Origin of the sequence: Pontibacter litorisediminis (genome assembly GCF_029360645.1) — a bacterium.
GTDB lineage: Bacteria > Bacteroidota > Bacteroidia > Cytophagales > Hymenobacteraceae > Pontibacter > Pontibacter litorisediminis.
In genome coordinates, this window is record NZ_JARDUA010000001.1 from 717627 (window position 1) to 730788 (window position 13162).

Annotated in this window: 18 protein-coding genes; 16 read left to right on the forward strand and 2 right to left on the reverse strand. The window is 52.9% G+C overall.

Annotated elements, in window-relative coordinates; all coding sequences use genetic code 11:
- The first annotated feature begins 115 nt into the window (after positions 1-115).
- The 10 genes from PXG97_RS03130 to PXG97_RS03175 all read left to right on the forward strand — a co-directional run bounded on the left by PXG97_RS03130 (position 116) and on the right by PXG97_RS03175 (position 6449).
- Positions 116-922 carry a membrane or secreted protein gene (locus PXG97_RS03130; protein WP_276496258.1) on the forward strand — a complete coding sequence of 269 codons (807 nt, stop codon included), beginning with the start codon at positions 116-118 and terminating at the stop codon, positions 920-922.
- Positions 923-1056: 134 nt separating this feature from the next.
- Positions 1057-1248 (forward strand): cold-shock protein, encoded by a 192-nt coding sequence (locus PXG97_RS03135; RefSeq protein WP_276496259.1) that lies wholly within the window; start codon positions 1057-1059, stop codon positions 1246-1248.
- A gap of 105 nt (positions 1249-1353) precedes the next feature.
- A complete protein-coding gene (locus tag PXG97_RS03140; RefSeq protein ID WP_276496260.1) occupies positions 1354-1581 on the forward strand; it encodes a hypothetical protein in 228 nt (75 codons plus the stop codon).
- Between the two features lie 70 nt (positions 1582-1651).
- Complete coding sequence (locus PXG97_RS03145) at positions 1652-2107, forward strand: cold-shock protein (RefSeq protein ID WP_276496261.1); 456 nt, start codon at positions 1652-1654, stop codon at positions 2105-2107.
- Positions 2108-2337: 230 nt separating this feature from the next.
- Positions 2338-2541, forward strand: coding sequence for a hypothetical protein (locus PXG97_RS03150; RefSeq protein ID WP_276496262.1), 204 nt, complete (start codon positions 2338-2340; stop codon positions 2539-2541).
- A 16-nt stretch (positions 2542-2557) separates the two neighbouring features.
- Positions 2558-3319, forward strand: a complete 762-nt coding sequence (locus PXG97_RS03155) for a PRC-barrel domain-containing protein (protein WP_276496263.1) — start codon at positions 2558-2560, stop codon at positions 3317-3319.
- 165 nt (positions 3320-3484) lie between these two features.
- Complete coding sequence (locus tag PXG97_RS03160) at positions 3485-4132, forward strand: Crp/Fnr family transcriptional regulator (protein ID WP_276496264.1); 648 nt, start codon at positions 3485-3487, stop codon at positions 4130-4132.
- Between the two features lie 216 nt (positions 4133-4348).
- Positions 4349-5209: a sulfite exporter TauE/SafE family protein gene (locus tag PXG97_RS03165; protein ID WP_276496265.1), complete on the forward strand. Its 861-nt coding sequence runs from the start codon at positions 4349-4351 to the stop codon at positions 5207-5209.
- A gap of 168 nt (positions 5210-5377) precedes the next feature.
- The gene (locus PXG97_RS03170) at positions 5378-5782 is read left to right on the forward strand and encodes a hypothetical protein (protein ID WP_420851748.1); all 405 of its coding nucleotides are present in this window, start codon (positions 5378-5380) and stop codon (positions 5780-5782) included.
- A 424-nt stretch (positions 5783-6206) separates the two neighbouring features.
- The gene (locus PXG97_RS03175; RefSeq protein ID WP_276496267.1) at positions 6207-6449 is read left to right on the forward strand and encodes a hypothetical protein; all 243 of its coding nucleotides are present in this window, start codon (positions 6207-6209) and stop codon (positions 6447-6449) included.
- Between the two features lie 71 nt (positions 6450-6520).
- Here the strand turns inward: PXG97_RS03175 and PXG97_RS03180 are convergent, their stop codons facing one another.
- Positions 6521-7327 (reverse strand): endonuclease/exonuclease/phosphatase family protein, encoded by an 807-nt coding sequence (locus PXG97_RS03180; RefSeq protein WP_276496268.1) that lies wholly within the window; start codon positions 7325-7327, stop codon positions 6521-6523.
- A gap of 330 nt (positions 7328-7657) precedes the next feature.
- Here PXG97_RS03180 and PXG97_RS03185 point away from each other — a divergent pair, with 330 nt between their 5' ends.
- The 6 genes from PXG97_RS03185 to PXG97_RS03210 all read left to right on the forward strand — a co-directional run bounded on the left by PXG97_RS03185 (position 7658) and on the right by PXG97_RS03210 (position 11999).
- Complete coding sequence (locus tag PXG97_RS03185) at positions 7658-8353, forward strand: protein-L-isoaspartate(D-aspartate) O-methyltransferase (RefSeq protein WP_276496269.1); 696 nt, start codon at positions 7658-7660, stop codon at positions 8351-8353.
- A gap of 197 nt (positions 8354-8550) precedes the next feature.
- The gene (locus PXG97_RS03190; RefSeq protein WP_276496270.1) at positions 8551-8769 is read left to right on the forward strand and encodes a Sec-independent protein translocase subunit TatA/TatB; all 219 of its coding nucleotides are present in this window, start codon (positions 8551-8553) and stop codon (positions 8767-8769) included.
- A gap of 162 nt (positions 8770-8931) precedes the next feature.
- The gene (locus tag PXG97_RS03195) at positions 8932-9642 is read left to right on the forward strand and encodes a ferritin-like domain-containing protein (protein ID WP_338088591.1); all 711 of its coding nucleotides are present in this window, start codon (positions 8932-8934) and stop codon (positions 9640-9642) included.
- Between the two features lie 8 nt (positions 9643-9650).
- Positions 9651-10451 (forward strand): ferritin-like domain-containing protein, encoded by an 801-nt coding sequence (locus PXG97_RS03200; RefSeq protein ID WP_276496271.1) that lies wholly within the window; start codon positions 9651-9653, stop codon positions 10449-10451.
- A 161-nt stretch (positions 10452-10612) separates the two neighbouring features.
- A complete protein-coding gene (locus PXG97_RS03205; RefSeq protein WP_276496272.1) occupies positions 10613-11167 on the forward strand; it encodes an RNA polymerase sigma factor in 555 nt (184 codons plus the stop codon).
- On the forward strand, positions 11160-11999 hold the full coding sequence (locus PXG97_RS03210; protein WP_276496273.1) for an anti-sigma factor: 840 nt from the start codon (positions 11160-11162) through the stop codon (positions 11997-11999). Before PXG97_RS03205 ends, PXG97_RS03210 begins: the two co-directional genes overlap by 8 nt.
- Positions 12000-12033: 34 nt before the next feature.
- On the opposite strand, the gene PXG97_RS03215 is transcribed toward PXG97_RS03210, so the two are convergent.
- Complete coding sequence (locus PXG97_RS03215; protein WP_276496274.1) at positions 12034-13059, reverse strand: alcohol dehydrogenase catalytic domain-containing protein; 1026 nt, start codon at positions 13057-13059, stop codon at positions 12034-12036.
- Positions 13060-13162 lie beyond the last annotated feature (103 nt).

Sequence of the window (13162 nt, forward strand, 5' to 3'; positions counted from 1 at the left end):
AGCAACATCACAAGCGGACACTGGCGATAAAGAAAAGGTAAAGCAAGTATAAACCGCTAAATTCAACCTGCGAATAAGAACACCGTTCAACACCTTGAACCTAAACACTATACTCATGAGCTTAATCCTCACCAACACGTTAAACCTGGCCATAACCATCCTAAGCACTTGGGTTCTCCAAACTCTCGCACAACCGGAAACTGTGCAAGCGCAGGCCGCGCAAACAGCCCAACAGAAAGAGCCGCTGAAAGGCGCCTGGCAGCTAAGCGCCGGCACCACACAATTCGTCTCCCTGCCCAAAGGGGCAACCGCTGTAGCCCTGATGGAAGACGGCTATTTTACCGTAGCTTACTTTGATGAAGCTGGCAAGAAATTCATCGGTACGTACGGGGGCACCTATACTTTGCAGAACGGAAAGCTGACACAACACTTCGAGTATAACACCCTCGACACAACTACAGTAGGCACCTCCAATACCCTCGGTTATACTTTAAAAGACGGGCAACTACAGCTGAAAGGCAGCAAGGTGGAGCAGACCTGGGCCAAGACCGATAAGAACAGCAACTCCCCGTTGGAAGGCACCTGGCGCATCACCGGCCGCGCTGGGGAGAACGGCAAAATCCAACCCATCCATACCTCCGGCACCCGCAAAACGCTTAAGATCCTTTCCGGTGATCGTTTCCAGTGGATCGCCTTCGACAGCGGCACCAAAGCCTTTTCCGGCACCGGCGGTGGCACTTACACCGCCGACAACGGCACCTACACCGAACATATTGAGTTCTTCTCCCGCGACTCCAGCCGCGTGGGAGCTAGCCTTGGCTTTAACTTCGAGGTGCAGGACGGCAAATGGCTTCACAGCGGCACCAGCAGCACGGGCAAGCCCATTAATGAGGTATGGGAGCGCCTCCAACAAGCCAAGTAGCCAGTGTCCTGAAAAATAAAATCACACTTTAAAGCCACAAAGTGCAGATTTATAAATTATTTACCGTACCTTGTAGCAAATAATGAACAAATATCCCTTCCTGTTTGTAGTAGGGGTATAATAATCAAATCAACATGAATCAAGGAACAGTAAAATTCTTTAATGACGAGAAAGGATTCGGCTTTATTAAAGAAACAAATTCAGGTCAGGAGTATTTCGTACACGTAACAGGTCTGATCGACGAAATCAGAGAGAACGATGAAGTTACTTTTGAGCTTAAAGAAGGAAGAAAAGGGCTGAACGCCGTGAATGTTAAGCGCGTTTAGTTTTAACATAAGATCATCCTGAAGAAGCCCCGCCTCGAGCGGGGCTTTTTTATTTAACCGCAGAAAACCCGCTGCCTCCGTATCGTATAAGATAATACAACCTTTATGAACAGAAAATATATTGTGGACCCTACTACTCGCGAGTACCTATGCATTGCCCTCAGAAAAGGACAGGATTGGGTGCCCAACAACCAGGAAGCCTTGAAGGAGTTCATGAGCTCGCGCGCCGAGGAATCCAATGCCGAAGAAACGCTTGTTACGGGCGAGTTCAACGACAATACTTTTTTCGAGAAGTGGATTCGCAACGGCACTAACTATATGTTCCAGTACTAATGCAGCCACACGCTGCCTTCGGCCGGAGCACAATTAAGTATACAACATAACAAAAACGTAAAAAAAATATATGGGAAGATCACAGGAAACTTTCAGCAAAAAAGAAAAAGAGAAGAAACGCCTGAAGAAGAGGCAGGATAAGGAGCAAAAAAAAGAAGAGCGCAAGGTTGCCAACTCTAAAGGCCAGAGCCTGGATGATATGCTGGCGTATGTGGATGACGAAGGCAACATCACCTCTACCCCACCAGATCCAACCAAGAAAAAGAAAGAGGTGAAACAGGAGGAGATCCAGATAGGCGTGCCCAAGCAGGAGGACCTGGACCCGGCTGACCTGATCCGCACAGGAACGGTGACGTTCTTTAACACATCCAAAGGATACGGCTTTATTAAGGATAGCGACACGCAGGAAAGCATCTTCGTGCACCAGAATGAAGTAAGCGGCACGATAAAGGAGAATGACAAAGTAACGTTTGAGGTGGAGAAAGGACCCAAAGGCCTGAACGCCGTAAACGTGAAAACCGCTTAGGCACTTTAGGCATAACGCCATCTACGCAGGAGAAGTATGTAAGCAGTTGGTGCCCCCTGGGCACCTTTTTTTATGTTCCGCCCCCAAGGCGCCATTACAACTCAGCCCTTAGGCAGCGCCACGCGAAGCCCCCACTTTCAACATATATTTTACTATCAGCGTATTACCAACACCACCTGTGCGCAGGTGGCCGAAACGCAGTAAAACTATGGAAAAAACAACCTAAAAAGATGGCTGAAATCAATATTGAACGGAAAAAGAAACCGATGTGGCCCTGGATCCTGCTGTTGCTGGTGATCATAGGGCTTATTGCCTGGGCACTGTATGAACTCACTAACGAACCTGATGAAGTGGAGTATGAGGAGGCCCCTGCCACCGGTATGGTGATTCCTGCCACAGCGCAGCCTGCCTCACATTTAATCCTGAAAGTATAATAATAACGATAAAGCTATGGCTAACTATGATTATGAACATGAGCGCCTGGTTCCGCTGAGCGCCATGAAGGACTATAAAATCGCCAAAGACAACCCGGATGTACTGGGCTGGCGAGTAATTGGTGCCGACGGCGAGAGCCTGGGCATGGTAAGGGACCTGATCGTGGACACACAGGCCATGAAGGCGCGCTACCTCAGCGTGGTAGCAGACCGCAGGTTCTTTAACGCCGGCGACGACCAGCAGTTGCTGATACCTATCGGCGTGGCGGCCCTGGACAAAAAAGGCAAAAAGGTGTTTGTGTCGGCAATAGACTCGAACTCCGTTGGGAATTATCCTATTTACCCGGGAGGCCCGATCACGGAGGATTATGAGTACCAGGTGCGGGATACGCTGCAGCGCTCCCATCGCGACACGCTCGGCACAACAGAGGACCACAGGGCAGAGTTTGACGAGGCCCTGAACGAACAAAGGACACGGCCAAGCACCATCACCCCTGACTTTTACAACGACGCCTCCTTCGATGAAAACCGTTTTTATACGTCGGACCAGGAGGTGTACCGCGAAAAGATCTACTCCACCCGCGATCATGACAGCGTACACGGTCATGACAAAGCAGAGGAGCACCCGACACCGGAGGAGCTGCACCGGGACGACAGAAGACCTGCATCAGTGGAGGACTCCATCGCTACCATTGAGCGGCTGGAAAACCTGCGGGAGCGGGGCTCCATCACAGAGGAAGAATTCATACTTCTGAAAAAGCGGGCCCTGAACCTGTAAGCCTGTGTACAGCGCCGGAGCAAGGGCCAAGCAGGCCTGAGGCATAGTTATGAACTACAATTCCAGTGCGGGTGCATACTGTGCCCGCACTGTTTTTTTAGTAGAATCTGTACTTTCGTACCGAAAGTATACCTATACTTGAGATACCTTACCAACAAGAAAACTATGGAATTCCTGAACAGAGACGAGGTTCAGAAACAGTTCCCTCAGCTGGAGCAGCCGCTCCTGGAGGAGATACTGGCACAAAGCACCGTCCGGCAATTGGAGGAGGGCGAGGAAGCGCTGCGCACCGGCCAGTACATCAAGTCCACCATTCTGCTGCTAAGCGGCCTGCTGAAAGTATACCGTGAGGACGAGGATGGCAACGAGTTTTTGATGTACTACCTGGAGCCCGGCGATGCCTGCGCCCTGTCTATGATGTGCACGGCCCGCAACGAGCAAAGCCAGATAAAAGCGAAAGCCGTTACCCCGGCCGAGGTTATCCTGCTGCCTTCGCACCTGTCTGAGTTATGGCTGGCCAAGTATAAAAGCTGGCACAACTTCGTGATTGCTTCTTACCGCCAGCGGTTTGAGGAGCTGCTGCAAACCCTCGACAGCATTGCCTTCAAAGGACTGGACGAGCGCCTGCTCTTCTACCTGAGGCGCCACGTGAAGGTGAGCGGCAAGGAGATACGCCTCTCCCACCAGCAGATCGCCGACGAGCTCAACAGTTCCCGCGAGGTAATATCACGCCTCCTGAAAAAGCTGGAGCAAACAAGGGCGCTTACCCTGCACCGCAACTATATCGAGGTCCACGACCTGGACAGAACCTGAGCCATGGAGCACCCAGGCATCGGCAAAGGGATATTTTCTCTTTGACCATTAGCGCCGCCAAGCTCCTTATTCTTTAAGAGGTATGGAGGTGAAGGTCAAACCAGGAGTTAAAATGCGCGCCTCTCTACCCTACCCCTGCCACTGTGACTCTTGTCACAGACACAGCGTACAGGCGGATGTACCTTTGCAGGAGTACTAATTATACACAAAACACCCATGGAAACACTTGGATACATCGCTGCCATGCTCATAGGCCTCTCACTCGGGCTCATCGGCGGGGGCGGCTCAATACTTACGGTGCCTGTGCTGGTCTACCTCATTGGCTTAAGCCCGGTCCTTTCCACGGCCTACTCGCTCTTTATTGTGGGCCTTACGAGCTTGGTGGGGGCCTGGAAGTTTTACAATAAAGGGCTGGTGAGCCTCAAAACTGCTGTGGTATTTGGCTTGCCATCCATTGCGGCGGTTTATACCACGCGCCGCTGGCTTGTGCCGGCCATACCTGAGAGGATTTTCTCGGTTGGGGACCTTGTGGTATCTAAAGGAATGCTGCTGATGCTGCTCTTCGCAGGGCTGATGGTGTTCGCCTCTGTCTCCATGATCCGCCGGAAAAAGGAGGCTCCGGCTGAGCCAGTGGATGCAGTGGACGAGAACATAGACACAGACCTGCAGGTGGAAGAAGCAACTCCAAGACAAACTCACCCGGAGCTAAAACTCAACTATGGCGGCATATTGGCCGAGGGCCTGGTGGTGGGCACGCTCACCGGTCTGGTGGGGGCAGGCGGGGGCTTCTTGATCATCCCGGCGCTGGTGCTCTTCAGCAGGCTCGACATGAAAATGGCCGTGGGCACTTCCCTGCTTATCATCGCAGCCAAGTCCCTCATCGGGTTTATGGGCGATATCTACAACTATGACATCGATTGGCTTTTCCTGTCTATTTTCTCCTCCATCTCCGTTGTGGGCATATTTATCGGCTCCTTTCTATCCTCCAGAATACCCGCCGATAAGCTGAAGTCCTCCTTCGGGTGGTTTGTGCTCTTCATGGGCCTCTACATTATCGGCAAGGAGCTGTTCTTTTAACCTGCTCTGGTCTCTCACAACTAGCTGATGCCACTGAAGGCAGCCCACGCACCTGGGCAAGAGGAAATACGCCTGTATAGGCTTTTGATAATCTAATAATGCCTATATTTACAGCAGACACCAACTAACAACAGCATGTATACAGGAATACAGCATTTACACTCCTATTTGAGCTACCTCGTACTGTTAGGCCTGCTCATCAGTTTTGTGGCCGCGCTCGCTGGCTGGTTTGGCAACAAGGCTTTTTCCGACAAAGACAGAAAACTTGGCCTGCTGGGCCTAATCCCGGTGCACCTGCAGTGGGTGATTGGGGTGATCCTATACTTTGTGTCGCCACTGGGAATGAGCAACTTCTCGGGCGAGGCAATGGGTGACTCTGTTTCCAGGCTTTACATACTGGAGCACCCGCTAACCATGATCATCGCGGTGATCCTGATCACCGTAGGCTACTCCCGCGCCAAGCGCCAGATCGGCACCGACAACAGAGGCTTCAAGAGCATTGCCATCTTCTACGGCATCGGTCTGTTCCTGATCCTGCTGCGCATTCCGTGGAATGCCTGGCCAGGCAACTAAGCCAGCCCGAAACGCCTAAACAGCCGCTTTGCCTTCTGGTGGAGCGGCTGTTTTTTTATCCCCTCCTGCCCTCCCTGGAAAACCTTATGGCGTTATGTGCCTGTGCTGAAGAGCCCTTCCTGCACCGGCCAATACAGTGGCTGTCCCCTCAGCGGAAGCTATGATTAGTACAAAAATGTAGCACCCATACGCTTCTTCACTAAAAAAGGTTTGGCATGCGCAATAATAAATTTATATATAGGGTTTAGAAAATAACTGCAGCACGAGCTTGGGCCTGCCGCCAATTCCGCTGTTCCGGCTTGTGTTACCTGTGGCCTTTGCCACATTTAATACCCAGCAGGTTGTTGGTGAGCAAACCAGCAGCGGCAAAAGCAGGCGCATTAGAACCTAACGGGGCAGATTTTACAATGATTAGCGTACCACAATGATTACTTTTATACTTACCCTTATCAGCATTTTCGGAACCTTAACAATTGTAGCGTACCTGAGGCAGGTAGAGGACAGGATGCCCGAACTGCTGAAGCAAATGGAGGAGCCGGAGTGCCCGATTTGCCACCTCCCGCACCACTCAAAAAGGCACCGAAAAATGCGCCACAGCCTCGGGAAAATAAAGCGCTTCTACCGCCGCAAGGCAAGCACTATACGGCAGCACAAAAGCGCAAAGTAAAGGCTGGCAGTCCTACCGCAGGACCGGCGTTATGGTGTAGCACCAGTCCGCAGCATACTCCCGGCCCCTTCTTACTTAAATCTGAGCACCGCCACCACAGGCAAATGGTCGGAGGCATAGCGCTCCGGCACCACCCGCTGCGACTTTACCTCCAGCCCGAAGCTCTTGGTGAAGGCAATAAAATCAATGGCATGGGTGGGCACATCTACGGGTATGGTCGGTTCGCACTCAGCCTGGCAGGTGCGGGTAAACACGTTGTCTAACGCTGCAATGGCCTCACTTTCGGGTTGGTCGTTAAAATCGCCGGCAAGTATAAAGGGCAGCCTCTCATTGGCTGCAACGCTGTTGATGGCCTGCACCTGCTGCAGGCGGTTGGAGGCGTCCTCCACATCCAGGTGCGTGCTGCCGAAGCGGATCGTGTTGCCGCCGGGCAAGGTTACTTTGGCCGTGGCCAGCACCCGGTCTTCTGCCTCCGGGGCGGCCTCTTCCGGCAGGGGCAGAACGCTGGTATCGCTAAGCGGGTACTTCGAAAGTATGGCTACGCCATACTCGCCGCCTCCGAAATCAATGGCACGGGCGAAGAAGAAGTTCATGCCCAGTTTTTCGGCAAGAGCGGATGCTTGGTTCATATTGCCTGAGCGGCTGGTATTCACGTCCACCTCCTGCAAGGCTACCAGGTCCGGGTTCTGGTCCCGGATAACTCGGGCAACGGCATCCAGGTCGATCACTCCGGCACGGCTGGGCGGGTTGGCATGGTGGATGTTGTAGCTCATGACACGCAGTTCCGTTACCGGTGCCTGTGTGGCGGCCGTCTTGCCGGCACAACCCGCTATGACAGTGCCGGCGGCAAGCATAAGTACATTCCGTATTGCTTTCATAATCAAGTATGGCTGGTTTTCCTGACCGTAAGCTAGAAAATATATCGCGCTTTTGCTATAAACTTAGCCTCACCTCCTTCTAAACACTACCCAAATCATATAGCGGCAACAGGCACCCGCCGGAGGTTGAACACTCAACCAGTGGCAGCAAACCCGGCGCAAAACAGCGCTTATACCTGCTTCTGCAAAAGCCCCTCCTATCCATACCTCTACGGCGCTTTAAGGCCTGAACTTATCCTACCATACAAAGTATAAAAGAGTAACACCCGGTACGCTTTCAGCGGATACTGTTGTCCATACTGCTGCTTTACAATCTGAACTGCCGCGCTTATGGTATCACCGTTCTCAACTCTGTTGCTCTTTGTCCTGCTCCTTATCCAGACGCAGGATGTGTACGAAGAGAGAAGGGCGCAAATGGTAAAGCGCTCCATTGAGGCCCGCGGGGTAAAAGACAAGGCCGTGCTGAGCGCCATGCGACAGGTGGAGCGCCACCTGTTCGTGCCTCCGGACCAGGCGGAACTTGCCTACGAGGACACTCCCCTGTCCATTGGAGCCGGACAGACCATTTCGCAGCCCTACATGGTGGCTTACATGACGGAGATGATCCAGCCGAAACCACACATGAAAGTGCTGGAGATCGGCACCGGGAACGGCTATCAGGCTGCTGTGCTGGCCGAGATCGTGCAGCAGGTTTTTACCGTGGAGATCATACCCGAGTTGGGGCAATCTGCGGCGAAACGACTGCAGGAGCTGGGGTACGATAATGTAGCAGTAAAGATAGGCAACGGCTACCACGGCTGGGAGGAGCATGCCCCATTCGACGCCATTGTGGTAACGGCTGCCGCAGAAACAGTGCCTACTCCCCTTCTAGAGCAATTAAAAGACAGCGGTAGAATGGTTATCCCAGTCGGGCCGCAGTCGCAGGCACAAACGCTGCTACTGATCGAAAAGAAAAAAGGAAAAACGAGCACTAAGAAGCTGATGCCGGTGCTGTTCGTTCCCTTTACAGGTGGGGACAAGCACTAGTCCTCCCCGGTGCTGACGGATGCCGATTAACGCCCAAAGGGACTAAAGCAAAGAGGGCGCACTGGGCCGTTCCTCAACCACTTCATGTCTACTCCCACCACTTCACAAGGCTTCTTCCTAAGTCTTTTAATTTCTGCCGATTAAATCCGATACGCTTGGCCACTCGTTTGTATCACACATCAAAACAGAATCGACACATGGAAACGACAGGTATTTTATTATTCATAGGCGGGCTAGGCGGTCCGGAGGTAGTGCTCATCATCCTGGCCCTTGTCCTATTGTTTGGCGCCAAGAAAATCCCGGAGCTGGCAAAAGGAATGGGAAGAGGTATCCGCGAGTTTAAAGATGCCTCGAAGGATATCCGAAAAGACATGGAAGCCTCTGCTAACACGAAACAGGAAACGGACAACAGATAGGCTGCCCCTCATCTATTTCATGAGCCCACCACCCCGGTGGGCTTTTTTTATACTTTTTCACCTCCCTAAATCCAGTTGCAGCCTCTACCTCGTAGGTCTCGCAAGTCTGCAGGGGATTCTTTGCCATGTGGATGAGAAGAATGTTTTAAAATAAATAGAATTATGGAAGAACTACAGAAGAAGGACAGCACCCAGCCTAGCGCAACAAAGCAGGTGCTGACCCAGCCGATGCAGCGGCGTAACTTTATGCGCTTTGCCGGTGCAAGCGTAGCAGCAACGGCCTTGCTTTTTACTACCACCTCCTGCGACGACGACGATGATAGCCCCATGGCCCCTATGACGGTGGATTTAGGCTCCGGGGATACCGGCATCCTAAACTATGCCTATGCGCTGGAGCAACTGGAGGCTGCATTTTATACAGAAGTGGTCAATAAATCCCTTGGCATGTTTAACCAGTCAGAGCAGCAGATCATGCAGGACCTGATGGGCCACGAGAACATACACCGCGATTTCCTGAAAGCAGCCCTCGGCTCAGACGCCATACCCGATCTGGAGGTAGACTTCAGTGCTGTGAACTTTAATGATAAGAACAGCATCTTAACGACAGCCCGCACATTCGAAGACCTGGGAGTGGCGGCCTATAACGGCGCCGGCAAGTTCCTGGAGAACGCCGGTTTTCTGACGCTTGCCGGCAAGATCGTTTCAGTAGAGGCGCGCCATGCCGCCGTCATACGCGACCTTATCTCCAATGGCACCTTCTCCGACTCCGCAAACAACATGGGCCTAGACCCGGCTATGATGCCTGCCGATGTGCTGGCAGCCGCAGCTCCTTTCATCATGACCAGTATTTCAGCAGCTAACCTTCCTAAATAAGCAACACTATGAACATATTCCGAATAATAGAAGATATAGAAAAGGCCGACCCCGAGGTGTACAGCCGGCTCGACTCCAGAAGAAGTGCTTTTAAGCAGTTGGGTAGCCTCAGCCGCAAAGCAGCCTTAACGGCCATTCCTTTGTCGCTGGGAGCCGTGTTTCAGAAAGCCTATGGGCAGAACACAAACATGGTGGTGGAAGTGCTTAACTTTGCGCTAAAGCTGGAGTACCTGGAGCGAAATTTTTATACGCAGGGGCTGGAGGCAAACGGCCTTATTACAGACAACGCCGCCCGAGAGGCCATTCAGAAGATACAGATGCACGAGGAGGCCCACGTTAACCTGCTTATCTCGACTATCCAAGGCCTGAGCGGCACACCGATCAGCGAGCCTACCTTTAACTTCGGGAAGAACTTTGCAGACTGGAACACCAATTACCAGACCTTCCTGACGCTGGCACAGGCCTTCGAAGACACCGGGGTGCGCGCTTATAAAGGCCAGGCGGCCAACCTCATCAACAACGATGCTGTACTTACTGCTGCCCTGCAGATACACTCTGTAGAGGCGCGCCATGCTGCCCATATCCGCAGGATGCGTGGCAACCCGGGCTGGATAGTGGGGGCTGGCGCTAACAGCAACGTGCCGGATGGTGCGGCGCCTGTGTATGCCGGCGAAGACAATGTGTCGCAGGGAGGAATCAACGACATCAAAACGCTCGGCAACGGCTACTCAGCTGAAATCGCCACTGGCGCTTTTGATGAGCCTCTCACCAAAGAGCAGGTAAGCCAGATCGTCTCCTTGTTCGAATAATCGTTTACAACGAATATAGCTAGAATAACGTATCCCCATATGTCTTCGAAAAAGAGCTACCGGTAGTAGCTCTTTTTTTGATCAAACCCGATCCTTGTAAGTATGATACGTTTTCTATCTTCGGACTTTCTGTTTCCTGACAGACCCTAATAACTGACTAATTGGCGGATAAACAACCCCTTAAAAAGCTATCCGAGCAGGAACTCATAGCCCGTCTGCGTGCTCGCGACACGACGGCTATGGACGTGCTGTATGACATGTACAGCCCCACCCTGTATGGGGTTGTGCTCCAAATTGTAAAGGTCGAGGAAACGGCCGAGGATGTACTGCAGGAAGCCTTGCTAAAGATCTGGAACTCCTTCGACAAGTATGATGCCTCCAAAGGCAGGCTTTTTACCTGGATGCTGAACATCTGCAGAAACCTGGCCATTGACATGATTCGCTCCAAGCACTACCGTGTAAAAAACAAGACCGATGACATCCAGACATCCGTGCTTGGCTTATCTGATGATGCGTTCAAGCCGGAGCACATCGACATCAGGGACATTGTAAGCACCCTTAACCCTGACCAGAAGCAGGTGATTGACCTCATGTACTTTAAGGGGCTCTCGCAGAGTGAAATTGCCGACTCCTACAATATCCCGCTCGGTACTGTGAAGACCAGAGCCCGGAGTGCTGTCAAAATATTAGCTAAATTCTTCAAAGGACTTGCATAACGAAGACTTTATATCGTCAGGAATGCTGGAGCTTTATGCTGCCGGTGGCCTTACTCCGCAGGAACGCGAGGAGGTGGAGCTTCGTGCCAGTGCCTCTCCCGAGGTCAGAAGCGCCCTGGACGAAGCATGTGCTGCCATGGAAAAATACGCTGCCCTGTATGCTGTTGCTCCCAATCCTTCCCTGAAAACGAGGGTGATGCAGCAGATTGCTGCCGAACAAGAGGAGGCGGCCCCGATCGCAGTGGGTAACACCGAGGAGCAAGCGACGGTGCGTAGCTTGCCGCCGGCCCAGGCTGCACCCTTCTATAAGTGGCTGATGGCCGCCAGCATTGTGCTGGCACTACTTGGAGGAGCACTCAGCCTCTATTTCTACCAACAATGGCAACGGGCAGAAGCTCGGCTGGCAGGGGTAATGGCCTCTGAACAGCGCTACGCCCGTAACTTTACGCAAACCTCGCAGCGGTTAAGGCAGCAGGAGCAAACCATAGCCGTGCTTCGGGATGCGGACTTTGCGCCCGTGCGTCTCAAAGGTGTGGAAGCGCATCCGGATGTCAGGCTAACCGTTTACTGGAACCCACAGCGGGCGCAAGTATATGTGGATCAGGTACAGCTTCCGGAGCCGCCAGCCGGTAAACAGTACCAGCTTTGGGCGCTGGTAGATGGAAAGCCCCTTGATGCAGGCATGATCAACACGGCGGCTGATTCAGCAGGGCTGCAGCAGATGAAGGCAATCGAAACAGCCCAGGCCTTTGCCGTGACGCTGGAGCCGGAGGGCGGCAGCGCTTCTCCCACGCTGGAGCAGCTTATGGTTATGGGCGAGGTTTCTCCTTGATAGCTCTGGTATCACTTTCTAGTATAAAAGGGAGTTACTGCACCAGTACCACCACTTTTCCCACCGACTGCCCCCGCTGAAAAAGGCGGATGGCCTCATGCATCTCCCCAAAGGCATACACATGCCCGATGTGCTGCGGCTTGAGCTGCAGCGCCTGTAGTTCCCCGAGCAAGCGGTGCATCATATCGGTTTGCTCATACAGGTAGATCAGGTTAAACCCCATCAAGGATTTGTTCTCAGTAGGCAGGCGCAGCGGGTCTATTTTGGGGCGGCGGAGGTAGCGCCAGATAAGGCTTGGGTAGTTAGGCCGGCTGCTGTGGCTGGCAAAGCTGGCGTTGCCATACACCACCATACGGCCCATGGGAGCCAAGGCTTTCCAACCCTGTGCCAGCACTTCCCCACCAATGCACTCCATCACCAGGCGCAGCGGGCGCTCCCCCAGTGCCTCCGCCAATTTAACCCCAAAGTGCTTGTCTCGAAGTATGACTTCATCGTAGCCCTCCTGCTGGCGCAGAAAATCTACCTTACCGGGTTGGCCCACTGTGCCAATGGTATAAGCACCATACCGTTGGCAGATGCGGTTGGCCAATATCCCCACGCCGCCGGCCGCGCTGTGGATCAGCACCGCCATGCCTTGCTGCAAGTTACCTAATTCGGTAAGGGCATAGTAGGCAGTCAGCCCCTGCACCAGAAAGCCCGCTCCCTCCTCAAAACTCCAGGCATCCGGCAGCGGAATAACATAGCGGTGGTTAATGTTGAGGTGCGACACATAGCCCCCAAACTTCGTAGCCCCCATTACCCGGTCGCCCACTTTCCACTCCTCCACTGCCTCTCCTACGGCTATCACCTCCCCCGAGAACTCCAGCCCAGGGATAAAAGCTCCTGTTGGGGTGGCACTGTAGAGCCCTTGCATGGCAAACACATCGGCAAAGTTCAGCCCGACTGCCCTAACGGCCACGCATACTTCACTGGCCTCGGGTGGCCCCAGCGTTTCTGTCTGCAGTTTCAGGTGATTGATGGAGCCGGCTTTGGGCATGCGGTATACCTGGCGCTTGAGCATAATGAGACGTGATAGGATGTTTATGAAAGCAATATAGCACAATGAGGAAGCAATTGATAGCATCCGTACAGTTTGGTGGCAACAAACCAGCCGGCACCTTGTT